Origin of the sequence: Nitrobacter sp. TKz-YC01 (genome assembly GCF_047824785.1) — a bacterium.
Taxonomy (GTDB): Bacteria; Pseudomonadota; Alphaproteobacteria; order Rhizobiales; family Xanthobacteraceae; genus Nitrobacter.
This window is the reverse complement of sequence record NZ_CP181167.1, coordinates 3545969-3569418: the sequence shown is the minus strand read 5'-3', so window position 1 is coordinate 3569418 and position 23450 is coordinate 3545969. Positions and strand designations below refer to the sequence as shown.

At 60.3% G+C, this 23450-nt stretch carries 23 protein-coding genes and 2 pseudogenes; 10 read left to right on the top strand and 15 right to left on the bottom strand.

The genetic code is table 11. The features are described 5' to 3' along the window. Window position 1 precedes the first annotated feature (1 nt). Window positions 2-268 (bottom strand): hypothetical protein, encoded by a 267-nt coding sequence (locus ACMYR2_RS17055; RefSeq protein ID WP_131522941.1) that lies wholly within the window; start codon window positions 266-268, stop codon window positions 2-4. On the opposite strand from ACMYR2_RS17055, the gene ACMYR2_RS17050 reads away from it, so the two are divergent. Then, window positions 267-1010, top strand: a complete 744-nt coding sequence (locus ACMYR2_RS17050; protein WP_040676077.1) for a thermonuclease family protein — start codon at window positions 267-269, stop codon at window positions 1008-1010. The two genes, ACMYR2_RS17055 and ACMYR2_RS17050, sit on opposite strands and share 2 nt — an antisense overlap. A 21-nt stretch (window positions 1011-1031) precedes the next feature. On the opposite strand, the gene ACMYR2_RS17045 is transcribed toward ACMYR2_RS17050, so the two are convergent. From ACMYR2_RS17045 to ACMYR2_RS17020, 6 genes are all read right to left on the bottom strand, one after another. Continuing rightward, a complete protein-coding gene (locus ACMYR2_RS17045; protein ID WP_297534793.1) occupies window positions 1032-1685 on the bottom strand; it encodes a hypothetical protein in 654 nt (217 codons plus the stop codon). 84 nt (window positions 1686-1769) lie between these two features. Continuing rightward, a complete protein-coding gene (locus ACMYR2_RS17040; RefSeq protein WP_416193335.1) occupies window positions 1770-1937 on the bottom strand; it encodes a hypothetical protein in 168 nt (55 codons plus the stop codon). Window positions 1938-1949: 12 nt separating this feature from the next. After that, window positions 1950-2174 carry a hypothetical protein gene (locus tag ACMYR2_RS17035; protein ID WP_416193334.1) on the bottom strand — a complete coding sequence of 75 codons (225 nt, stop codon included), beginning with the start codon at window positions 2172-2174 and terminating at the stop codon, window positions 1950-1952. After that, window positions 2171-2479: a hypothetical protein gene (locus ACMYR2_RS17030; RefSeq protein WP_416193333.1), complete on the bottom strand. Its 309-nt coding sequence runs from the start codon at window positions 2477-2479 to the stop codon at window positions 2171-2173. Before ACMYR2_RS17030 ends, ACMYR2_RS17035 begins: the two co-directional genes overlap by 4 nt. Window positions 2480-2529: 50 nt before the next feature. Beyond that, on the bottom strand, window positions 2530-2862 hold the full coding sequence (locus ACMYR2_RS17025) for a transposase (RefSeq protein ID WP_009800286.1): 333 nt from the start codon (window positions 2860-2862) through the stop codon (window positions 2530-2532). 331 nt (window positions 2863-3193) lie between these two features. Beyond that, window positions 3194-3418 (bottom strand): hypothetical protein, encoded by a 225-nt coding sequence (locus ACMYR2_RS17020; protein ID WP_297534788.1) that lies wholly within the window; start codon window positions 3416-3418, stop codon window positions 3194-3196. Window positions 3419-3468: 50 nt separating this feature from the next. Between ACMYR2_RS17020 and ACMYR2_RS17015 the strand changes: the two are divergent. After that, a pseudogene (locus tag ACMYR2_RS17015) lies at window positions 3469-3846 on the top strand (IS3 family transposase); the annotation flags it as partial. Window positions 3847-3854: 8 nt separating this feature from the next. Here the strand turns inward: ACMYR2_RS17015 and ACMYR2_RS17010 are convergent. Continuing rightward, a pseudogene (locus ACMYR2_RS17010) lies at window positions 3855-4594 on the bottom strand (DDE-type integrase/transposase/recombinase); the annotation flags it as partial. Between the two features lie 242 nt (window positions 4595-4836). Between ACMYR2_RS17010 and ACMYR2_RS17005 the strand changes: the two are divergent. Both ACMYR2_RS17005 and ACMYR2_RS17000 read left to right on the top strand, forming a co-directional pair. Next, entirely contained in the window at window positions 4837-5088 is a 252-nt protein-coding gene (locus tag ACMYR2_RS17005) for a GlsB/YeaQ/YmgE family stress response membrane protein (protein ID WP_009797639.1), read from the top strand. Between the two features lie 76 nt (window positions 5089-5164). Then, entirely contained in the window at window positions 5165-5581 is a 417-nt protein-coding gene (locus tag ACMYR2_RS17000; protein ID WP_040674109.1) for a DUF1236 domain-containing protein, read from the top strand. A 563-nt stretch (window positions 5582-6144) separates the two neighbouring features. Here the strand turns inward: ACMYR2_RS17000 and ACMYR2_RS16995 are convergent. From ACMYR2_RS16995 to ACMYR2_RS16975, 5 genes are all read right to left on the bottom strand, one after another. Then, the gene (locus ACMYR2_RS16995) at window positions 6145-6711 is read right to left on the bottom strand and encodes a DUF5681 domain-containing protein (protein ID WP_416193066.1); all 567 of its coding nucleotides are present in this window, start codon (window positions 6709-6711) and stop codon (window positions 6145-6147) included. Continuing rightward, the gene (locus tag ACMYR2_RS16990) at window positions 6708-7271 is read right to left on the bottom strand and encodes a DUF5681 domain-containing protein (protein ID WP_347265455.1); all 564 of its coding nucleotides are present in this window, start codon (window positions 7269-7271) and stop codon (window positions 6708-6710) included. Before ACMYR2_RS16990 ends, ACMYR2_RS16995 begins: the two co-directional genes overlap by 4 nt. Continuing rightward, complete coding sequence (locus tag ACMYR2_RS16985) at window positions 7268-8548, bottom strand: DNA methyltransferase (protein WP_347265456.1); 1281 nt, start codon at window positions 8546-8548, stop codon at window positions 7268-7270. Before ACMYR2_RS16985 ends, ACMYR2_RS16990 begins: the two co-directional genes overlap by 4 nt. A 457-nt stretch (window positions 8549-9005) precedes the next feature. Next, window positions 9006-10376, bottom strand: coding sequence for a sensor histidine kinase (locus tag ACMYR2_RS16980; protein ID WP_416193332.1), 1371 nt, complete (start codon window positions 10374-10376; stop codon window positions 9006-9008). A 128-nt stretch (window positions 10377-10504) separates the two neighbouring features. Further along, entirely contained in the window at window positions 10505-11179 is a 675-nt protein-coding gene (locus tag ACMYR2_RS16975; protein ID WP_416194122.1) for a response regulator transcription factor, read from the bottom strand. Window positions 11180-11608: 429 nt separating this feature from the next. Here ACMYR2_RS16975 and ACMYR2_RS16970 point away from each other — a divergent pair, with 429 nt between their 5' ends. The 4 genes from ACMYR2_RS16970 (at window position 11609) to ACMYR2_RS16955 (ending at window position 18526) form a co-directional block, all read left to right on the top strand. Next, a complete protein-coding gene (locus ACMYR2_RS16970; protein WP_347262928.1) occupies window positions 11609-12865 on the top strand; it encodes an efflux RND transporter periplasmic adaptor subunit in 1257 nt (418 codons plus the stop codon). Between the two features lie 18 nt (window positions 12866-12883). Further along, complete coding sequence (locus tag ACMYR2_RS16965; protein WP_416193331.1) at window positions 12884-16036, top strand: efflux RND transporter permease subunit; 3153 nt, start codon at window positions 12884-12886, stop codon at window positions 16034-16036. Between the two features lie 91 nt (window positions 16037-16127). Further along, window positions 16128-17663, top strand: a complete 1536-nt coding sequence (locus ACMYR2_RS16960) for an efflux transporter outer membrane subunit (protein ID WP_347262930.1) — start codon at window positions 16128-16130, stop codon at window positions 17661-17663. A 596-nt stretch (window positions 17664-18259) separates the two neighbouring features. After that, window positions 18260-18526 carry a hypothetical protein gene (locus ACMYR2_RS16955; protein WP_416193330.1) on the top strand — a complete coding sequence of 89 codons (267 nt, stop codon included), beginning with the start codon at window positions 18260-18262 and terminating at the stop codon, window positions 18524-18526. A gap of 63 nt (window positions 18527-18589) precedes the next feature. Here ACMYR2_RS16955 and ACMYR2_RS16950 read toward each other — a convergent pair whose 3' ends face one another. Beyond that, window positions 18590-18889 (bottom strand): ArsR/SmtB family transcription factor, encoded by a 300-nt coding sequence (locus ACMYR2_RS16950; RefSeq protein WP_041345183.1) that lies wholly within the window; start codon window positions 18887-18889, stop codon window positions 18590-18592. Between the two features lie 178 nt (window positions 18890-19067). On the opposite strand from ACMYR2_RS16950, the gene ACMYR2_RS16945 reads away from it, so the two are divergent. After that, window positions 19068-19712 carry a DUF1007 family protein gene (locus ACMYR2_RS16945; protein ID WP_347262965.1) on the top strand — a complete coding sequence of 215 codons (645 nt, stop codon included), beginning with the start codon at window positions 19068-19070 and terminating at the stop codon, window positions 19710-19712. A 26-nt stretch (window positions 19713-19738) separates the two neighbouring features. Beyond that, window positions 19739-20890, top strand: coding sequence for a nickel/cobalt transporter (locus ACMYR2_RS16940; protein WP_416193329.1), 1152 nt, complete (start codon window positions 19739-19741; stop codon window positions 20888-20890). 208 nt (window positions 20891-21098) lie between these two features. Here the strand turns inward: ACMYR2_RS16940 and ACMYR2_RS16935 are convergent, their stop codons facing one another. Then, window positions 21099-23420, bottom strand: coding sequence for a TonB-dependent siderophore receptor (locus ACMYR2_RS16935; protein ID WP_416193328.1), 2322 nt, complete (start codon window positions 23418-23420; stop codon window positions 21099-21101). Window positions 23421-23450 lie beyond the last annotated feature (30 nt).

The window sequence follows — 23450 nt, the reverse complement described above, 5'->3', positions numbered from 1 at the left end:
TTCAGATCAGAGCAGCTATGCCAATACGATCATGAGGGTCGGTCATCGACATGCTCGAAGGCTCCTTGCAGTCACCGCCGCCACCTTTGCCCCAATGAAGGAAAGCCTGGCGATCGCCGGAAAAGCGGGCTCGGGCAGCGGCCCTCTGTGCATCGTAATAGGTTTTAGCGGGGTCGCGCTCGATCAATTGACGTGCATTATCCTGGAATAAACGTCTCAATTGCCGCCGTCTTTCAATCCATCCTGAAACAGCGGACAATACGCCCATGGTTATTCGCTCCGCCCTTGCTTCCCTGACTGTCATTACAACGCTGCTTGCAGGCCCGACGACTGCGCCGGCAGCAACGACAATAACAGGCATGGCGAGGATTTCCGATGGAGATACGATTACGGTGGAGGGCGCGAGGATCCGGCTGAATGGTATCGACGCGCCGGAGACGGACCAGACTTGTATCAACAAGACTGGCGAAAATTACGCCTGCGGCATTGCCGCGCGTGATGCACTGACCGGGTTGATCCACGGCCGCGCAATTATCTGCAGCGGCGACGAGATCGACCTCTATGGCCGACACATCATGACCTGCTCTGCCGGCCAGATGGACATCAACGCCGCAATGGTGGCCAGCGGCTGGGCGCTCGCTTTCAGGCGCTACTCGAACATCTATGCCAACCAGGAACAGACCGCTCGTTCCCGGCAGGCTGGACTGTGGTCTGGTGCATTCATTGCGCCATGGGACTGGCGCCATCGCGGTCCGCAGACAGAGATACTCGGTGCGTTATCGGTCCCGATCGATGCACAGCAGCGTCTCTTGCCGAAACCACTAGCGTCCGTGAGTCCAATAACCGGCTGCCGGATCAAGGGCAACATCAGCCGTAACGGCACTCGCATCTATCACATGCCGGGCCAGCACGATTACGACAGAACCCGGATCACCGAGACCAAGGGCGAGCGGTGGTTCTGTAGCGAGGACGAGGCGCAGGCGGCGGGGTGGCGCCGGGCACGAAATTAATGCGGTCGCCGCGGAACAGCGTCAATGTAATGTCGTCGGCGGGAATCGATCTGCGTTCTTCATCATCCGCCGACGCGCGCGGGCGCAATCAAGAACGACGATATTGATCTCTTTTTCCATGATCAATGTCAGCTCACGGATATGTCTGATCGTCTGGTCAAGGTTACTTCTGTCGGCGGGCTTGGCCTTATTCTTGGTCAGTTCATAAATGCCAGCCATCATCGCGCGGATTTCACCAAGGTTTCCGAGTGCCGCATTGGCTTTCTCAGGCAGATCGATTCTGTCCTGACCGTCGAACAAGCCCTCAACGAAGCCATCAAGTTCCTGACGACGGAGCAGTGCGAGGTCAGCAATGTCCTGGCGCGTTGATCCCGGCGCCATGCGGGTCAGACGGAACGGATCGTTGCGCTTCTGATGTCGTGTCAGCGAATTCCACAACCCGTTGACCAGGGTGCCGATCAACTCATTGACGTCGTCCATACACTCAAATTCGGGCAGCTCGCCGCCCCATAGGTCTTTGACAAGTTGCAATGGCGAGGTGGATAGCGCTGGCGTGGCGATGTTACCCAGGAAGCGGGTGCGCACCTCATGGTATTGCACGGGGCAGACGTATTTCTCGAGCAATTGCCGAATGTGATCTTCGTCCGCTACTGACAACTTCGGCTTCGAAGCCACGGCGTCCCCTCTATCTTTCAGCTCCCATACAGCAATCAAGCCGCTGTTGTGGTTCTGTGAGAGTTGCCGGAAGCGCCTTATCGGTCAATGGGTGGCAGACGATTCCGAATCAGAGCCGAACACCCTCTCCATCTGCTGCGTCCACGGCAGATCGGGAACGGCCATCAGATCGTTGAGCGCCAGCGCTGGTGGCTGGCGATGAATGACCAGCCTTTCCAGGACGTTAGGCGATAGATACGCAAGCCGCATCATCCGTCCAACATACTAGTCGGTTACCCTTTCGGCCATAGCGATATCATGGATGGTCGATACCTCGCCACGCTCGAGCTTGCGCCGCCAGTTCCAGGCGCGGGCGATGGCGCGCAACACATGCGGATCCTGCGCCCGTGCGCCGGCAGACTGTATATCGGCAGGCGGCAGGATTTTCGGGCGACCATTCTTCTTGCGAATGGTGAGTGGGATGACCACGCGGATGGTGTTGTCCGTCATGCTGCGTCCTTTTTCATCTGCGGTGCCATCATCTGTCGTGCCAGCGAGCCGATGCCCTCATTACGCAGATCGATGGCGATACCGCCCACGCCGACCGTGACGCGAGCTACCAGAAGCTGGACGATTCGCGCCTGCTCGGCTGGAAACAGCGACGCCCACAGCTTGTCGAACTCACCGAGCGAAGCAATGACCGCCTTGTCGTTAATGCCCGGCATGTCGGATTTGAAGGCGGCAAGCACCTGAGCGCGGACTTCCGGCGTCGCAATCATGCGGCGGATTTCGCCGATGACGGCATCCTCGACCATGCCGGCGGCAAGACGCTGCGGCCCTGCGACATCTGTTGCCCGGTTTCGGATCAGATCCATCGAGGTGTAATAGCGATAGAGCCTGCTAACCGCTCTTCCACAACCAGCGGCGCGAAGCTCGTTGCCGGAGATTCGCGCGACGGCAAGGCGCCTCTCTGTCGAAAACGTCGGCGCCAGTCGTAAATCTGCCAGCGCGTCGCCCCATGCTTGCGCGCCACCTCCGACACCTGGGCCCCAGGCAATAAACTCTCGGCAACGATCCGAGCCCGCTCAGCTTCCGAACGTACGCGGCGCCCCGTCGGTCCCTCAAGCACTTCAAGCCGGCTGACTGTCCCAATCAATGAGCCGTCCAAATGGACGCCCTTTTTGCCGTCCAACACCATCCCAAACCTCCGTCCTACCCGGAGGATTCTTCGCACGTTCGATTCTAACCCGATACAAGGGGATCAACTGAGCGCTTCCGGACAATCCCGCCGCTACCGTGGAATAATTTTGCACCGCCACTCTCACCGGAATTGTGAAAGGACAGGACAGCGCGGGTCGGAAGCAAAATCTTGTTCAAATTACTGTTCTTTGTTCGACCGCGACCGAACTTGTTCTCTGCCTGTGGGCAGGTACAATCGAGTGCAACGGCCGCGGGAGAACCTGGAGGGTCTTCGGGAAGTCCGAATTCGCTCAACAATTGCCTTCCGTACCAAATGCATTGATGAAATCTCAGGTGTCGCTTATCGCTTCCATTGCCAACTTGTGCTGGTTCGTTTGCCAGATGGCGATCCGTAGGGGCTTCAATCTGAAATCTTGAGCCGTTGGTTCATTCAATTTGGGTCGAAGTCCTATGCGAGGCCCTTTGAAGAGCGCTTCAGCGTGATGGCTGCATGGCACAAGCTGCAACAGGCCCGTCGGATCGTCGATACGTTTGGTGTGAATGTCTTGGATCATCTTCCGCTCGTTATCCTGCCATTTGTTTCCCTTGCGTGCGAACGGATTGAGTCGAGCCGATCTGCAAGGTCTTGCCGATCGCCCCCTCGACCTACCATGCTCATGTCGCCAAACGGCGCGATCCCGCCAGGCTGTCGGCGCGCGCCAGGCGGGATGTGGCGCTGAAGGTCGAGGGTCGGCGCGTGTTTGATCAGAACTTCTCGGTCTATGGCGTGCGCAAGGTCAGGCGGCAGCTCAAGCGTGAAGGCTTCAATGTCGCCCGCTGCACGGTGTCGCGACTGATGCGAGGCATGGGCCTGCACGGGGTCATCCGCGGCGAACCTGTCAGGACCACGATCCGCGACAAGGCTGCGCTATACCCGCTGGATCACGTCAACCGGCAGTTCAAGGCGTCGAGACCGAACGTCCTCTGGCTCTCCGACTTCACCTAGTCCTTGAGCCACGTTACCAGATCGTCCGCGACGTAACTCGATCCGTTGTCGGTTAGAAGTCGGGGCCGCGGTCTGACGTTGACGTGATCCAGACCAGAAGCTGCCAGTGCCTGATCGAGCCTGGCCGTGACGTCTGAAGCACACATCATGGGACCGAGCCTCCAGGTCACAATGTAACGCGAGAAGTCGTCAAGCACGGTCGACAGATAGTACCAGCCCCAGCCGGTGATCTTGAGGTAGGTAAAATCCGTCTGCCAGAGCTGGGTGATGGCGGTGGTCTTGTCCTTGAACTCGTTCGCCGCTTTGATCACCACATAGGCCGGGCTGGTGATGAGGTCATGCGCCTTCAGCAGTCGATAGACCGAAGCCTCCGCGAGACAAAGTACTTTCTCTCATCTGTGAACCGCACGGCGAGCTCCCGCGGCGATAGTTCCGCAAGCTCCAGCGCCAGGTCGATGATCTGGCCGATCCGGGATGCGATTCCAGACTCGATCCGGTCGAGAGCGGTGATCTGACAGTGCCTCAATGCCGCCCTCGCGGTAGCGATCGTACCATCTATAAAACGTGGAGCGGGGGATGCCGAGCTTGTCCAACGTGCGCTTGGCCGGTAAGTGCGACTGCTCGACCAACTCGATGATCTCGGCTTTCTCGGACGCATGGCACCTCATGCTTCGTCCTCCCCATCTCCGTTCAGGCTTTCTTTAAGCAGACGGTTCTCAAGGGTGAGATCGGCTGCAACCTCCTGGGGATGTCGATTTGACCGTTCGGGTCGTTGATGCTTTCTCCTTCTTGGATAGGTGGACTTACAACAAGAGCACCGGGACGATTGTTCCTTAGCGGGACCGCGGGGCACATTCCCGATCCGCTATCTGCGCTCATTGACCGTCACTGCACGGCACTCCCTTTCGCGGCATGGAACCCAAATGATTAATAACTGTTCTTGGAATTGCGCTGCTACATGACACAGGACGAAGCGGAGATTACAGAATGAACGACGCGAGTATTGGGTGGATCGCGGCCATTATAATTGGCGGGTTAGCGGGGTGGATCGCTTCTAATTTTATGAAGAGCGACACCGGAATCCTTATGAATATCCTTTTGGGTATTGTTGGCGCCGCCGTTGCCAGCGCTTTGCTCGGTTTGGTCGGCGTTTCGTTCGGCGGATGGCTTGGCTATCTCGTTGCCGGGTTTATCGGAGCTTGCATTCTTATCGGGGGTGCAAGGGCCATTCGCTCTTAGATGGAGAAAGCCCCGCGCGGCACGGCTTCCTTTAATCGCCCGAGTTGCTCTACCGCCCCAATGATAGGAGGAATTGATGATCCGTTCTTTTTTCAAAATCGCCGCGATATCTATCGCTTTGATTTTGCCCGCATCAGCCATAGCCCAAGGCGTGGTTGGAGGCATGGAACGAGGCGCTCGCGAAGGTGAACGAGCGGCGGGACCGATCGGTGGTGCGGTTGGAGGGGCAGTCGGAGCCGTCACTGGCGGGGTAGCCGGCATACTGGGTATCGATCAGCGTCCGCGCTTCCGGCAATATGTGGTCGAGCAGCACCATCCTTCGTTTCATTACCGCGAGTCGGTTCGCGTTGGGGCCGTCCTGCCAAAAGCTGGGGTCACCTACTATGACGTTCCCGCTGAGTACGGTGCACCGAATTATCGCTACACCGTTGTGAACGACCAAACTGTGCTAGTCGATCCACGGACGCGTCGTGTGGTGCAGATCATCGATTAGGCATCATCGGACGAAATGGCTTTGCGCCTTTTCGATAAGGCGCTTCCTGGCAAATTAGTCCCCTCGATCGAATGATCGAGGGGACCTTAAATTGTTCGCTTACGACCGTGGCCAGTGCCACTTTCCGCCCGCGAATGCAGGGAGCAATCGCACACCTTTGAGCGAATCCTCGTAACGGGGGGCTGTGGCGGGGTCTTCGAGATCACCATCTCGCGCTTCTCCAAGGTCGGGACAATGTTGAGGTTACGACCGTAGTAGTGGCGATCATTAGGTCGGTGCGAAAGTATCGCTCCCTTTCTGAGCGCGCCTGACCGGTCTAGCGCACCACGCCTGCCGCTCATCGGCGGTGATCGCCTTCCATTGGCAGCCGGACCCACACCGAAGGTTGCGCCGCTCGGCCGTCAGACGGTGTTCAGGCTTCCACATCGGGGCTCCTTGTCTTGAATCGCTCCGAAAAAGGGAATTACGTCATTTTGATTTTGCAAGTCGCTGGACATGAAGTATCAGGTCGCGACACAGGTTGACGCAAAAGGGATGGATCTTAGCAAAGCTCGATTTGGAATTTACGGGTGCTCGCTCCACCATGCTGGCCATCGCACCTTGTGCGGGGTGCGGGTGGCCTTCACGATGACCTGTTGATCGGCGGGACTGAGTGGCTGCGGGAGACGGGCAAGCGCGGCCTCGACGAGCCATGGTTCCAGGACGATCCGCGCGGTCGAGCGGTATGGATCGAGTGTCCTGGCCATTCGCAGCGGCTCCAATGCAGAGGTGACGCTCCCGGGATCCACGCCTTTCCAGCTGATGTGCAGAGGAGCGACGGCAACTTGCCGAAACCTGGATTCCTCGATGAGGGAAAGCGATGCACGGGCTGCGGCTCCGTCGCCTTCGACCCCGCGCTTTGCGAGCTGGAGCAGAAACGCCTCGGCCGCCGTGACACGGCGCGTGGTTCCACCCTCCCGGATGGTCACCATTCGGCCTAGCACGCTCTGATAGGGAGCTTCCCGGTGGCGGCCGCGGGGACGGCCTGCCGGATTGCCACTCTTGCCTTTGGCAAAGCGCGTGGTCCGCGGCGGTCGGCGATACCCGACAAAATTCTCCTCCGTGTCATCCGATGGATCGCCTGACGTCATTCGCCGGTCCCCCGCGGCCAGCGCAGACTCTTCGGATCGCGCGTGCAGCGTCGGATCTCGTCACACTCCTTGTCGGTCAGGCGTTGGCCACCCCGCCTGCGGCGCAGCGCCGCCTGAACAGCCCATGGCTCGAGGAGAAGCTGTGCGCGGCCGCAAATCTCAGCGCGCTCGGGGTTGTGCGCGGCGATTTCGAGAAGCAGCAGGGCGGCATCCGCATTGTCGGGGTCGTGCGCAGTGTCACGCCAGATCACCTGCCGGGAAGGCCTTGGCGCGTTCTTTTCCAGCCAAGCCTCGCGCTTGATGATCCATTTCACGACCTCGCGCATGGCCATGCGTTTGCCAGCCAGAGCATCCTGATAGGTCCGCTGCTGAAGTGCTTCCTCCACGGTGATCTCGCGGGTGCCCCCTTGGCCGTCTACTGTGAGGGTCTTTTCTATCAAGACCTCGAACGCCGAGGCCTTTGACCGAGAGGAGGTTGGGCGACCTTTGAGATTGCCGCTGCGCCCCTTCGGAAACCAGCCGGGATTCGGAGATTTCCGGGAGGATGACTTCTTGTTCATGATGCAGGCTTCTCCAGACGCGGCGCGAGGCCCGTCCGCGCTGACCAGCGTTCGATCGCAACATCGACATAGGCCGGATCGATGTCGAGCCCACGAAAGCACCGCCCGGTTCGCTCGGCGGCGATGAGCGTCGTTCCAGAGCCGAGAAAAAGATCAAGCACGAGATCGCCGTGGCGCGTGACATCCTTGAGGGCGTCGGCAACAAGCCCTGTCGGCTTGACCGTCGGATGGAGGGCAAGATCCTCCCGTCGGCTGCCCCGCATGGAGTTTACCGAGGCGTAATCCCACACATTGGTGCGGTTGCGGCCGTGTTTGCCGAGTTCGACCATATTGAGATGGGGGGCCATTCCCACGCGATAGACGAAAACCAGTTCATGCTTGGATCGGTAAAGCGATCCCATCCCTGCATTGGACTTGTTCCAGACGCAGAGGTTTAGACACGCGCCATAGACGGTGGCGCCGACCGCCGAGACGCTGTCCATGTGCCGCCAGTCCATGCAGACGAAGTGGACCGCGCCGTCGCGTGAGACAGACGCGGCGGCGCCCAGCGTATCAGCCAGGAAGGACCGGAACTCGGCTTCGTTCATCTCGCCGGAAGCCATCGCGAACTCGCGATGACTCCCGGCGGACACTGCATGTCCCCCGATCCGCACATTGTAGGGAGGATCGAGGAAAGCCGCATCGACGCGCTTTCTGTCGCCGATGACCCGCTGCAAGAATTCGGCATCGCGGCTGTCGCCGCATCCTACCCGATGCTCGCCGAGAATCCAGATATCGCCCAGCTTGGTTCTTGGCGTCGCCAAAACCGGAGGGATCACCTCGTCATCCGGATCGGGAGCGGACGCGATGATAACGTCGATCTCGCCGGTCGAGAAGCCGGTCAGTGTGGGATCAATATCGACATCGATCGAAGCGAGCTCGCCCAGTTCCTGCTGCAGGATTTCCAGATCCCAGCCTGCATTGAGGGCGATCTTGTTGTCGGCGATTCGTAGCGCGCGCTTCTGAGGCTCGGATAAGCCGGACAGGGCGATCGTCGGGACCTCCGCAATCCCCATGGCGCGAGCTGCCTGAAGTCGGCCATGGCCCGCGATGATGTGGCCTTCGGGGTCAATGAGTATCGGATTGGTGAAGCCGAATTCCTTGATGGAGGCCCGAAGCTGGTCGATTTGGCGCTTCGGATGGGTGCGGGCATTGCGGGGATCGGGAGTGAGATCGTTCACTGGCCGGTAAACGACGGCCAGCCGCGACGAGGGTGCGACAGAGACTGGATCGTTCATGGCGAGGAGGACCCAGCACTAGACGTGACCAATGGGAGCATGCTCGGTTTTCCAAGGTTTGACCGCAACAGGCGTGTCGCTGCTCAAGCTATGCGCGATTCCGCTCCGGACCGCTGCCTGTTCGGAGCTTTCAAATGCCTGATGCTGCTTTCAAATTGCCTGTTTGCCCGTAATTAACGCCTGTTATGCAGAATAACAGGAAAGTGCTTGGACTACAGCGCATCAAACGGAATTCACAGGAGAATTTCGGTTGGCTCGTGACTATGAGCCGATCAGAAGCCTGTTTTGATCTGCAATTTGCAAGAAATTCCCTGTTATTGCCATTGGAGACTCGTTCGCATCCGACTGCGTCCGCCACCACCACGACGCCCTATAGCGTTTTCGAGCGAAGCATGTCCTCGGGCTTGACCCGAGGATGGATACCGGTTCGGGTGAAGAAAACGCGTTAGGACTGCGATCACGGTGTCCCCTCATCACGCCGAAAGCGCATGGTGAATCTGGCGCCGCGGCCAGGCGCATCGTCGACGGCGACGCTTCCCTGGTGTGCTTCCATGATTTTCTCGACGATCGATAATCCCAGGCCCGCTCCGCCGGCGGTGCGCGGGGACCTCCGCCAGAACCGCTGGAAAACCAGCTTGCGGTCCGCCACCGGCACCCCATCGCCATTGTCGATGACGCTGATCGAGCCATCCGCGCTGACGATGATCTGGATGGTCGTGCCCTGGGGCGTGTGATGAAGAGCGTTCTCGACGAGATTTCGCGTCGCGCGCCGGATCATCTCCGCGTTTCCTTTGACGGGAACGGACTCCTCGGAGCACATCAGTTCGATGCTCTTCCCCTGTTTCAGCGCCAGTGGAGCGATGAATTCCGCGACCTCCACGCAAACCGCGTGAATGTCCGCGACCGCATCCGGATCGACCACAGCCGTCTCAAGCTCCGTCGCGTCGAGCAACTGGCTGACAACGCGGCTCATATTCTCGACGTCACGCCCTAAAGCATGGATCTCATCGCTGGGGGGAAGCGTCTCGATTCTCGTGCGAAGGATGGCAAGTGGCGTGCGCAGTTCATGCGCTGCGTCGGCGGCAAACTCGCGCTGCGCAAGAAAGCCATGCTCAAGCCGATCGAGAGCCTGATTGACGGCTTCCACGAGCGGCAGAATTTCGGAAGGCATGTCGCCGGTCGGCAGGCGGACATCGAGACGCGTGGGACTGATATCTCTCGCCCCGCCGGACGCGCGGTGCAGGGGTCTGATCGCCAGCAGGAAAATGACGATGTCGGCGGCCAGCAGGAGAAGAAGGACCGGCACGACGATCCAGACGACACGACGGAGGAAGTTGGCCAGGACATCGTCGACGACGACGTCGCTATGCGACAGATCTTCCGCGACCTGTATCCAGACCGGATGGCCGTCGATATCCCGGCGCGCGCTGGCGCCGGCGATCGTTCTGGCTCCCCCCTCGGTCCGCGTGTTGTGCGGGACGATGCCGTTCGCGTTGGAGTCGATGGCGAAAAGGGGAGTCTTGTCGGGGCTCGATGCAAGGATCACAGAGCCGGCGTCGTCGATGATCGCATAGCTATAGCGGCCATAGGCGTCCAGATATTGCTCGCGTGTGCCGTCAGGAAGGTCCAGCGACCATCCTCCGGCCGATGGAGGTTTCAGATGGCGGGCAAACAGCTCGATCTGGGTCGCCATCTTGTCCAGTTGAAGTTCGGCGACGTCCGACGCCAGCGACCAGTGCAGGATGGACCGCAATACAAGCGCCGCGACGATGATCGCGACAACATGAAGAACGACAATGCGCGACAGGATCGATCTTCGCAGCGGCATCCAGCGTCCCGATTCCGAAGTTCGCATACCCTTGCGGCAACCTTTGATGCGAACTTCGAAATCAAAGGGATACTGGCAACTTTATAAATCTGAGCTTCGCTTCTGATTCAGTCAGAGACGAAAATACTCTAATCGCTCTCCATCATCATATAGCCGACGCCGCGAACGGTGCTGATCTTGACCTTCGCGCCAATGTCCAGGAGCTGCTTGCGCAGGCGATGGACATAAACCTCGACGGCGTTCGAGGCGACATCCCCGGTCAGGCCGAAGATCTGATCTTCGAGAAGTTTCTTGGAAACGACGTTGCCCTTGCGGCGCAAAAGCAGTTCAAGCACCGCGATCTCCCGGGCGGAGAGGTTCTGAGGCTTCATGTCGACAAAAGCCTGCCGGCCTTCGCTGTCGAAAGTCACGTTGGCAAGCCGCAATGAACTGCCGAGCAATTGCCCCGGCCGTCTGAGCAGCGCTTCGAGCCGCGCCACCAGCTCGTCAAAGGAAAAGGGTTTGACAAGATAGTCGTCCGCCCCGCTTCGCAGGCCGCTGACCCGGTCTTCCACGCCGCCACGCGCCGTGAGGACGAGAATGGGGAGGGGATCCTTGCGATGCCGCAGTTCGCGCAGGATCGAAAGCCCGTCGCCATCGGGCAGGCCGAGATCCAGGATCAGTGCCGCATAGCGCGTCGTTCCCAGGGCGCTGGTGGCGTCGGCAAGGTTGGTGAGCAGATCGATCTGGTATCCGGCCGCCCGCAGTCCCTTTGCCAGAAGATCGGCCAGCTCTTCGCTGTCCTCGACGATCAAGACTCTCATAGGTGCGACAACTCTCTTGCCCCTCTTTTCGGGGTCCGGCTTGCCGCCGGCGAAGCAGGCGCCGGCGGCATTTCCGGTCTTGCGAAAAACCATGGCGTTTTCGAGCGAAGCGGATGCCGGTCCGCGTGAATAAAAAGCGTCAGATCAATACCATAGAGCCTTGCTTCTGATGACATCAGAAGCGGAAGGGCTCAAGCTGAAAGCTATATGTAAGGGGCCGTCATAACGCTGTTTGTAAGGCTGCCGTAAGATGCAGCTTCTATAGTGTATCCGTTCGCTGGATAAAGCAGCCCTCGTTCGCCCGGGGAACAACCCCCGGGGAACCGGCGCTCGGACAGGTAAGGTCTTGGGCCAGCATTTGAATCATTGATTTTGACGGGAAGGCTTGTTCTGACAACTGGCGGGGCAAGGCATTATGGATAAGGGATCATGCGTGGTCTTGCGTCACTCCGGCGAGTGCGGGAAATCCCGCGGATTGCCATCGGCCTTGCGACCGCATTGGTCCTTGTCGGGACGGCCGTTGTCGTCCTGAACATCGATCGCGGCAGCGCCGCCAGAAATCCGACACTGGACAGTGAAATCAAGCAGCCTGACGGAAAGCTGCGGTTGACGTCATCGCAATGGGGCACCGTGACGGTGCAGCCGGTCGAGCAGCACGCGTTCCGCTCCGAGTTCCGTACCGAGGGAAAGATCGCGATCGATCAGAACCTGTCGACCCGCATCTTCGCGCCCTATGCGGGCCGGGTAACGCAACTGATGGTCGCGTCCGGTGATGAAGTTCAAAAAGGCCAGCTTCTCTTCGTGATCGCGGCGGCCGATTCCCTGGATGCCCAGAGGGATTTCGTGGTCGCCCTGACGACCCGGAACAAGGCGGTTTCCCAGGTCAACCTCGCGCAGATCGTCGAGCGGAGGATGTCGAGCCTGGCCAAGGACAAGGCCGCGTCGCAGAGAGAATGGCAGGAAGCCCAGACCAATCTCACCGCCGCGGAGAATGACTCCCGTTCAGCGGAAATTGCACTCCAGGCCGCGCGCAACCGGCTGCGGCTCGTCGGGAAAGCCGATGAGGAAATCGATGCGTTCGAGAAGACGGGGGCGCTGACGCCCGACGCTCCGGTCTACGCGCCGCTGGCCGGCACCGTTCTGCATCGCAAGGTCGGGATCGGGCAGTATGTCAGCGCGGGGGCAGGCGATAGCGATCCGGCGCTCTTGATCGGGGATACATCGAAGGTCTGGATCGTGGCCTATGTCCGCGAGACCGATGTCGCCAAGGTGAAGATCGGCGAGCGCCTGACGTTCAAGGTCATGGCGCAGCCTGACCGTTTGTTCGAGACGCGGATCGACTACGTCGCGCCGGGGATCGACCCCGACAATCGGCGGCTTCTGGTCCGCGCCAGCGTCGATAACGCGGATGGACTGCTCAAGCCCGAGATGTTTGCGAGCGTCACGATCGTCGCCAGCGAGGGAGCGCCAATGCCGGCGATCCCTCTTGAGTCGGTCATCTATGAAGGAAGCAATGCGCATGTCTGGATCGTCGGCGACGATCAAAGCGTGGAATTGCGTCAGATCACGCTGGGTCAATCGGACGGACGGCTGATCCAGGTGCTGGACGGGCTCCATCCGGGCGAGAAGATCGTCACCCGCGGCAGTCTGTTCATCGACCGGATGACAGTTGCCAAACAGACCTGACCGGTACGATAGCTTGCCATGATCAATCCGATTGTCGCGTTTGCATTGCGGCAGCGCGTTCTGGTGCTGGTCCTCTTCATGATGACCATGGCCGGCGGGATTGCTGCGTTCAGGGCCCTGAACATCGAGGCCTACCCTGATCCCGTTCCGCCGATGGTGGACGTGATCACGCAAAGCGCCGGACTCTCCGCCGAGGAAATCGAACGCTACATCACGATTCCGATCGAAACCCAGCTTTCCGGTGTGCCGAACCTCCGGGTGATGAGAACCATCTCCCTTTACGGCCTGTCGGACGTCAAGCTGCAGTTCACCTATGCCTATACCTATGATGAGGCGCTCCAGCAGGTTCTGAACCGTCTGTCGCAGCTCTCCGGACTGCCGGAGGGCGCGCAGCCAACCATCAGTCCCGTCAGCCCCGTCGGCGAGGTTTATCGCTACCGGCTAGTCGGCCCGCCCGGCTTCAGCGTGCTCGATCTGAAGACCCTTCAGGATTGGCTGCTGCAACGGCGGTTTCGCGCGGTGCCCGGTATCGTGGATGTCATCGGCTGGGGCGGCAAGACCAAGACATTCGAACTCCAGGTCGATCTCGACAAGCTTGTCGCCCACAGGCTGACGCTGACGCAATTGCTGCAGACGCTGCGCAGCAGCAACCTGAATGTCGGCGGAAACATCGTCAATCTCGGCACGCAGTCGGCAGTCGTGCGCGGTGTCGGGTTGATACGCTCGAGCGACGACATCAACAACACCATGTTGACGCAGGCTGGCGGCAATCCTGTCCTGGTCCGGGACGTTGGCACGGTCATCATCGGCCATCAGCCCCGCCTCGGTATCGCCGGCCAGGACAACGACGACGATATCGTCCAGGGCATCGTTCTGATGCGGCGCGGCCAGCAAAGCAGTCCGACCATCGAGCGGGTGAAGGCTGAAGTCGAGCGTATCAATACATCCGGGATTCTGCCTCCCGGTGTGCGGATCGAACGAATCTACGATCGTCAGGATCTCATCGACACCACGACGCATACTGTCCTGCACAACATGACGGTCGGCATCCTGCTGATCTTTGCGTTGCAGTGGGTGTTCCTCGGGAATCTTCGCAGCGCGTTGATCGTGGGCGCGACGATTCCGTTCGCATTGTTCTTCGCCATCGGGATCATGGTTCTGCGCGGCGAATCCGCCAACCTGTTATCGGTCGGGGCGATCGATTTCGGTTTGATCGTCGACGCCACCGTGATCATGGTCGAGCGAATATTCCGGGAACTCGGGCATGGCGGCGAGAGGGCGTTGCCCGAGGACGACAACGCGTCCGGATTGAGCGGAAAGCTTCTCGCCATTTATATCGCGGGCGCGGGCGTCAACCGCTCGATCCTGTTCGCGACCGGCATCATCATCGCGGGGTTCATACCGCTTTTCACCATGAGCGGCGTCGAGGGGCACATCTTTGGCCCCATGGCCAAGACCTATGCCTACGCCATCGCGGGGGGGCTGCTGGCGACTTTTACCGTGACCCCTGCGCTCAGCGCGCTTCTGTTGCCCGAGCATGTTCAGGAGACGGAAACCTGGCTGGTCCGCACGCTGCACGGTTTCTACAGTCCGATCCTGCGAAACGCTGTCGCCAATAAAAGGGCCACGGTCGCGGTGACGCTGGCGGTGTTTGTCCTGGCGGGAATCGCGATGCGATTTCTGGGGCTGGAGTTCCTTCCCAAGCTGGAAGAGGGCAATCTGTGGATACGCGCCACCATGCCGGCAACGATCTCCCTTCAGGAGGGGAATGGCTATGCCAACCGGATGCGCAGGCTGATCCGCAGCTTTCCCGAGGTGGACACGGTCGTGACGCAGCATGGCCGCCCCGACGACGGAACGGACGCCGCCGGCTTTTTCAATGTCGAATTTTTCACTCCGCTGAAGCCGGTCAGTCAGTGGCGCCATGGCGTGGACAAGGAAAAGCTGACTGAAGAAATCCAGGCGCGGCTCAGAAACGAATTTCCGGGCATCGAGTTCAATTTCTCGCAGTATCTGCAGGACAATGTGGCCGAGCAGGTGTCGGGCGTCAAAGGCGAGAACTCCATCAAGGTGTTCGGCAATGATCTGCAGGAGCTGACGGACACGGCCGACGAGATCAAGGCGGTGCTCGAGAAGGTTCCGGGCGTGACGGACCTCGGCGTCTTCACCTCGCTGGGCCAGCCGACGATTCAGATCAGCATCGATCGTGAGCGCGCTGCCCGCTACGGACTGTCGCCGGGCGATATCAATTCGACGATCCGGACGGCCGTCGGCGGAGAGTCAGCGGGCGACCTCTACGAGCACGGAAGTGATCGCCATTTTCCGATCGTGGTGCGGCTGGCTCCGCAGTATCGCCAGAGCGCGGAGGCGATCAGCAAGCTGACGATCGGCGTATCCGGGGCCAAGGGAATAACGCAGATTCCGTTGAGCGAGGTCGCGCGCATCCGGCTCGTCACCGGTCCCTCATACATCTACCGGGAACAGCAGCAGCGTTACCTGCCGATCAAGTTCAGTGTTCGTGACCGCGATCTGGGAAGCACCATCAAGGAAGCCGAACAGCGAATTGCGCAGGGCGTGAAATTGCCTGCCGGCACCCAGCTGCAATGGGTGGGAGAATTCCGCAATCTGCAGGAAGCGATCGGCCGTCTGCAGATTGTCGTGCCGTTCAGCCTTGGCATCATCGGGTTGCTGTTATGGATCAACTTCACCTCCATACGTGATACGTTGCTGGCGTTGAGCGTCATTCCGATGGCGGTGATCGGCGGTGTCTTCGCGCTGTTCGCGACGGGCATTCCTTTCAGCGTCTCGGCCGCCATCGGCTTTATCGCGCTGTTCGGCATTTCGGTGATGAACGGGATCCTGATCCTGTCGCAATACAATCAGTTCCTGGAGTCGGGCATGCAACGGATCGATGCGATCATAAGAGCCGGAGAGGTTCAAATGCGCCCTGTCCTGATGACGTGCGTGATTGCGGGAATCGGCCTGCTGCCCGCCGCCGTCTCGACCGGAATCGGATCACAGGTGCAAAAACCGCTGGCTGTCGTCGTGGTCGGCGGAATGATGGTGGCTCCGGTGGTGATCCTCGTCGCTTTGCCGGCTCTCATCGCGTTGTTTTCTCGCCGACGGACGGTAGCGGCCGTTCCCGAAGCGGCGTGTAAACCGGCGGAATAGAAGGTCGGTTCGCGAGCCGAGGTTGAAGAGGCATTTCGTGCGGTCAAGTCGACAGAACGGATCTGGATTTCCTTCATCGGGAACGGCTGGGATGCTGGCGTTGTCCTGCACGCGATGTTTCATCGTGGCGTTCCTGGCTGCCGCATCACCGGTGCTTTCAGGCTGCGCGGTGGGACCTGACTTCAAGCCTCCGGCGCCTCCGGACACCGCCAAGTACTTGTCCGATCGCGCCGGAGATCGTGTGCCCGGACATTCGATCGTGCGCACCGCGGAGGTTCCTCCCCAATGGTGGGAGCTGCTCCGTTCGCCCGCGCTGAACCGCCTTGTGGAGGATGGCATCGCGCACAATGCGGATCTCGCCGTTGCGGAGGCCGCGGTCAGGGTGGCGCAGGCCAACGCGCTGGCCCAGCGCGGGGCGCTGTTTCCCAGCGTCATGGGAAACTTCGAATCCTCGCGCCAGCAGGTGCCGGTCGACCTGCAATCACCGCTCGAGTCGAACGCCCACCTTCTGAGCCTGCACACCGGCCAGGTCACCGTGTCCTACCTTGCCGATGTGTGGGGAGGGACGCGCCGTCTGGTCGAATCCGCGAATTCGCAGGCGAGGATGCGCGCGTTCCAGCGCGAGGGAGTCTATCTGACATTGGCCAGCAACATCGCGCTTGCGGCGATCGAGGAAGGCCGGCTGCGGGGGCATATCGCGGCGACCCGTCGCGTCCTTGGTTTGCAGGGCGAGGTTTTGAGGCTGCTGCGGCGGCAGCAGGAGCAGGGTCAGATCGCCCAGACCGACGTCGCGGCGCAGGAGACCGCGGTTGCGCAGACCCGGCTGCTGTTGCCGGATCTCGAAAAGAAGCTCGCGCAACAGCGTCATCTGTTGTCATTCCTGACCGGGCGTCTGGCGAGCGACAACCCAAAGGAAACCTTCGATCTCGGGTCATTTCGAATGCCCCGTCGCCTGCCTCTCACTCTTCCGGCCGATCTCGTAAGGCAGCGCCCGGATATTCAGGCCGCCGAAGCGAACTTTCAGTCGAACAATGCGATGATCGGAGTGGCGATCGCCAATCGCCTTCCGCAGATTACCCTGACCGCAAGTTCCGGCGCCGCATCGGCCCAGTTTGCGCAATTGGCTACTCCGGGCGCGTGGCTCGGGATCGTTGCCGGCAGTGCGGCTCAGACCATTTTTGACGCCGGGACGTTGGAAAACCGGCAGCGTGCGGCGGAGGCGGAAGCCGTTCAGTCGCTCGCTCAGTATCGCAGCGTCGTTCTCGCGGCTTTTCAGAACGTCGCGGATGTGTTGCGGGCCCTTCAGGCGGGCACGCGCGCGATCAGCGCGGCGACAGGCGCGGAGCGATCGGCGACGGAGAGCATCACCCTGGTGCGCAAACAGGTCGATCAGGGACAGATCAGCGTGCCGCTTCTGCTCGCCGCGCAGGAGGCATATCTGGAGACTTCTCTCGCGCGTCTTGATGCGCAGGCCGCGCAACTGGCGAATACGGTTGCGCTGTTTCAGGCGCTTGGCGGCGGATGGTGGAACAGAGACGATCGCAAGCAGGCCGCGATCAAGGTCGTACCCGACGTGAACGAGGCGGGCCTTGTCCTCACGGGGCGGCTCGGGTTCGCTACGGTCTGAACAGCGTTTTCGAGTTTAACGATAGCGCCGCCCCCGACACGGCCAGTCCCGGCCATGCACAAGGCCAAGACCCATATCGTTCGCGAGCCAGAAGGGGATCGTTGCCTCTTGAGCTCCATATCGTATCACCGGCACGACCGGTCCGCCGCATGGGTCCACTCGATCGTCTTCGGGACGATATTGGTATCGCGGAACGATATAGGAGTCCCAGTAGGGTTGCGGGGTTGGAGGCGTGACGATGATGACCCGCCTGGGCTTCGCATGGGCGGGTGCAATGAACGCTCCCGAGCAACACAGCGCCAGGGCCGAGCCAAGAGCGAACGCGACGGTCAGTATTCTCATGCCTCGACTCCGTGCCGGCCAGCCTTCAATCCGCCAAGCATACGGCTTTGGCATCATTTGGCAATGACGGGAAAGTCGTTTCCTGACGGCAAAAAACCGAACGCGGCCCGACCCTAGAGCCTTTCCGCTTCTGATGGAATCAGAAGCGGGCTTTATGATTTTGTTTTGTCGCGTTTTCTTCGCGCGAGCCGGTGTCCACTTCGCTCGAACACGCGCTAGCCGGCGACGACCTCGATCGATCCGTGGTCATCGCAATGATCGCCATGAGGATGATGAAGCCGGCCGTTCACGAGGTAATCGACGTGATCGCCGTGAGGAACGGCCTGATGCCCGCAGTCGGGACCATGAACATGGCCGGCGTCGTGGCCCACATGACCAAACTCCGGCGTGCAACGGTCGGGATTTTCGGCGCTGACGTCGATGGCGTGCTCCTCAACGGCGTCGCCGGCCTGATGGTGCAGATGGCCGTCATGCAGGTAGTCGACATGATCGCCGTGTTTGATCCCGACGTGGCCGCATGAAGGCCCGTGCTTGTGCGAATGATCAGCATGAGTCGTCATGTACTTTCCTTTCCTGGCTGGGGTTTAGTGGCCTTCACAAGCGTGCTCGATCGCATTGTCCACGAGGTTGAGAACGTGCGTGTCGGCTAACGAATAAAGGACGCTCTGGCCCTTGCGTCGCCGTTTGACGAGGTGCGCCGTCAGCAGGACCTTCAAACGGGCGGACATGGTAGTGACCTTCTCCTGTTCGATCTCGGCGAGTTCTCCAACGCTCAGTTCGCGTTTTGATAATCGCAAGAGGATGCCAAGCCGGTGCGGGTCAGCCAGCGCCTTGAGCATTTCGGCGGCCAGCTCAAGCTGATGCCATTGAGGATCGGAAACCATCTCGCGAACAAATCCAATATTCCAATGAACTATAGAATATAAGATAGCGTTCGTCAAGCCGCTTAGTTGGCGCATAAGGTTGCGATCGTGAGGAGCCTGGTTGGCGATGGCGCGGATCCCTTGCGATTCCGATCGCCGCCGCTATTCCGCCGCACTTGTCCTTATCGCTCTCGGGATCATGAGCCAGATCCGGGCGATCATTTGTCTTGCGCTTCTTTTCCTTGCGGCCACGCCGATGTCCGCCGGCGCCCATCCGCATGTCTGGGTCACCATCCGCAGCGAGGTTCTCTACACGCCGGAAGGTCTGATGACCGGAATCCGCCACGCATGGACGTTCGACGATATGTTCTCCGCCTATGCTCTGCAGGGCATCCAACATGCGAAGAAAGGGCAGTATACGCGCGAGGAACTGAGCTCGCTTGCGGACGTGAACGTGACATCCCTCAAGGAGAATGACTATTTCACCTACGCGAAGGCCGATGGCAGGAAAGCGGTGTTTTCCGATCCCGTTGATTACTGGCTTGAATACAAGGATTCGGCTTTGATCCTGCATTTTACGCTGCCGCTGAAGGCGCCTGTTGCCGCCAAGGCGATGCTGATCGAGGTGTATGATCCGACGATCTTTGTCGATTTCGGGCTTGCGAAGGATCAGCCTGTCGCTTTGGCCGGAGCGCCCGCGAGCTGTCAGTTGATCGTCGATAGTTCGCGTGCGCCGACCGCCGACGAGCAGCTTCGGATGAGTCAGCTCGATCAAAACCCGCTCGATTCCCTTGATACTTTCGGACAGGGTTTTTCCAACAAGATCCGCATCAAGTGTCCATGACGACGTCGTGAACCGGGAAGGATGCAATGGCTGATCGTCACGGGCATCGATGCTCATATGCGGCGAAGCTGGCGATCCTTACCTGCGCGCTGCTTCTCGTTGCGGGCGTGATGGATGCGGTCACCGCGCAGAGCCTGTCGTTCGGCTCCCGGCAGCCGGCGACGGCCTCGTCATCCGCGAGTTTCTTCGGCTGGATATTCAGTCAGCAGGCCGCATTCTACCGCTCGCTTTCCGCTCTTGTCCGCGCCAGCAAGACCGATGGCGCCGCCATATGGGCTTTGCTCGGCTTTTCGTTTCTTTACGGTGTTTTCCACGCTGCCGGTCCTGGCCATGGCAAGGCCGTGATCTCCTCCTATCTCGTCGCGAACAATGAGACCTGGAAGCGCGGCGTGACGCTATCGTTCGCGTCCGCGATGCTTCAGGCGATTGTCGCGATTGCCATCGTCGCCATCGGGGCGGTCGTCCTTGAGGTCACCGCAAAGGCCATGGGTGACGCGGTCCGCGTGATCGAGATCGTCAGCTATGGCCTGGTTGTCCTGATCGGCGTTCGTTTGCTCTGGGTGAAAGGACGCAGCTTCCTGCGATCCTGCCGTGACATCAGGCGTGCAAGAAGCCTCGGCGCCGCGGCCGCCACTGAGCGGCGCGCTCCGGATTTTTCCGAAGCGGAAGCCGGCTGTGGTTGTCACCATCATGGACAACATCATGGACAACCCCGCGATCACTTCCGGCATGAACATTCCGCTCGCAAGGATGGCGATCCCGCCTGCGATCATGACCATGCATCGGCGTGCGGACACGCGCACGGCCCGGAACCGGAGGGTCTCGCGGGCGCTGGCGGCTGGAGAAGGGGTTTTGCGGCCGTTCTGGCCGTGGGCGCGCGACCCTGCTCGGGTGCGATCATCATCCTGGTCTTCGCATTGTCTCAGGACATGTTCTGGACCGGAATGGGTTCGGCCCTGATGATGGGGGCGGGCACGGCGATCACGATTGCCGCGATCGCGACGCTCGCTGTCTGTGCCCGCGATCTCGCCGGTCGCATGACAGCCGCTCGACCGGGCAGGGGAGTGCTTGTCATGAAGGGCATCGAGATTGGCGCCGCGGCCATGATCATCGCCGTCGGCCTGTTCCTGCTGACAGGGTTCATGGCAAGCGAGCAGCTCTGGACGTTCAGCGCGTAGCCGGCGCCGCTGGAACCACGTTCGATCGATCCTGAACGCTGCACCGGCGACACCACTTGCTCATGAGGCTCGCGCGCAGCGGCGTCCTGTTCCTCGGTCAGGGCCGCCACGGCGATGAAGATCGCCGTGGCCAGACCGAAGTAGCGGTGAACAACCACCCAGAAACCGCGGCGCGGCAGCCACGCTATCGTGTGAAACGCCGGGTTCATCAGTACTTGACCCCGAGCGAGACCGTGAATGTGCGCGGCCTGCCGATGTAATACTGCCCATAACCGTTGCTGCCGCTCCACCAGGTCTCATCCGTCAGGTTCTCGACGTTGAGCTGCGCGGTCATCACCGATTTGTCCACCTTCCAGCTGTAGCTGGCCATGGCGTTCATGATAGCGTAGCCCGGCCTTTGCGGGCGATAGTCGCCGCTGTAGTTGCGCGCGGCTTCGGTGAGGCCCATCCCCTGCACACCGAGCCCCAGTTTCAGCCCGTCGAAATCGCCGCCAGCAAACGTGTAGGTGCTCCACAGGCTGCCGGAATGCACCGGCGTGTTGTGCAGTCGGTTGCCTTCCCAGCCGTTGGTGTCGCGCGTGATCTTCGCGAAGGGCATGTAGGCGTAGCCCGCCTTGATGTTCCAGCCCGGCAGGATCTCGCCCGATACGTCCACTTCGACGCCGCGGCTTCGCGCTTCCCCGATCGCGATCAAGCGGCTGCGAAGTGCAGGATCCGGCACCGCGACGTTCTGCTTGGTAAGATCGAACAGGGCCAGCGTGCCGATCAGGCGGCCGCCCGCAAGTTCGGTCTTGATCCCCGCCTCGAACTGCTGAGCGGTCTGCGGCGGCAGAGGCTGGCCGGACGAATCAACTCCATTGGATGCGCCGAAATTCTCGGTGTAGCTGCCGTAGAAGGAGAGTTGCTGAACAGGTCGCCATAATACACCAAAGCGAGGGGTGACTTTTGAGTCGGAGCTTGAGCTGATTGGTTTGAGATTATTTGTGGTGCCGGTGATGCCCGAACGCGAGGCGTGATCGTAGCGCAGCCCCGCCAGCACGAACACGTCGTAAGGCAGTTGCATCTGGTCCTGCAGATAAATGCCGTGCCATGGCATGCTCGTATTGACATGGTATATGTCCGCGTCCGTGACGGTTGGCGGCGCGGCCGTATAGACCGGGTTGAAGACATTGGTGCTCCAATCGCTCCCGGCGGGCGGAGAATAAAGCTCGCCCCAGGTTGCTTTCTCGTATCGTGACGAGTGGTCGGCGCCGGCGAGGATGGTGTGCCTGACGTTCCAGGTATCGAATTTTCCTGTCAGTTCGAGCGAATTGTACAGGTTCTTTGTGCTGTCATCGCCGTTGGCGTTATCCATCCAGAGATATCGGTTCACATCGCCGTTGCTTGCGGCGGTACTGTCCGGGTAAAGCACCGAAACCGTGTTGGTGTACCTGCTGTAGCTCAGATTGTGGCGGATGCTCCAGTTGTCGTTGAAACTGTGTTCGGTGTTCAAAGAGATCAGCAGGTATTTTGTGTTCTGCATCGACCATGGGTCGGACAGGTTCGTGCTTCTGCGGATGTCGGGGGGGCGATTGTCAATATTTGGAATCGCCCTGCCAAGATGGCTGCCCGTGCCCCTGTAATTGAAATCGCTATATTCCATCTGCAGCGTGGTGCGCGTTCGCTCGTTGATGTCCAGGCTAAGAGAGGGAGCGATGAAGTTGCGCTCCTCGTTGTAGTGATCGAGCCAGCTGCCGTTGCGCTGGTGTGCGCCGACCACCCGGTAGCTGAACGGTCCGTCGCCTACCGCTCCGGTGGCGTCCAGATCGGTGCGGCGCAGGTTCCAGCTGCCGAGCCGTTGCCTGACGTTGTAGGACGGGGTCCTTTGAGGCTGCTTGGTTACGAAGTTGATGAGGCCGCCCGGCTCCGCCCGCCCGTAAAGGATGGACGCCGGCCCCTTGAGCACTTCGATGCGATCGACATTGGCGAGGTCTTGCGTGTGAGTGTAGTCCACACGGAAGGGCAGTCCGTTTCGATAGTAGTTTATATTCTCGAAGCCTCGGATCAGAAACTCTTCGTCCACTCCGCGCCCCGAAGTGACGCCGCTGACATTGCGCAGCGCCTGGTCCAGGCCAATGGCCTGCTGGTCGCGCAGCACGTCCTGGGGAATGACCTGTACGCTCATCGGCGTGTTCATCAGTGGCGTATCGGTCTTGGTGCCGGTCGTTGCGTTGGGCAGCGCGTAGCCCTTGCCGGTGCTGTCAGTTCGGGTGCCGAAGCCGGTCCCTCGCTCGAAAATCGTCGCGGCCGGAGCATTGGTGCGCGCGGGCTGGCTGGATGTTGCAGTAGCGTGTGCCGCCGGTCGCGCAGCCGTGCGCTTCGGCTTGCGCTTGGGAGCCTGACTTGTGACCACCGTGATCGGTGGAAGCGTGACGCCCTCACCTCGCGGCGCGGGCCGTTCCTGCGCCGAAGCGCTGTTGACCATCAATGAAATCGCGACAGCGGACGTCGCGCACGCCGCACAGCAGCGCGCAAACACACGAATAGACATGACCGGTTTCTCTCCCGAGAACGGAGAACA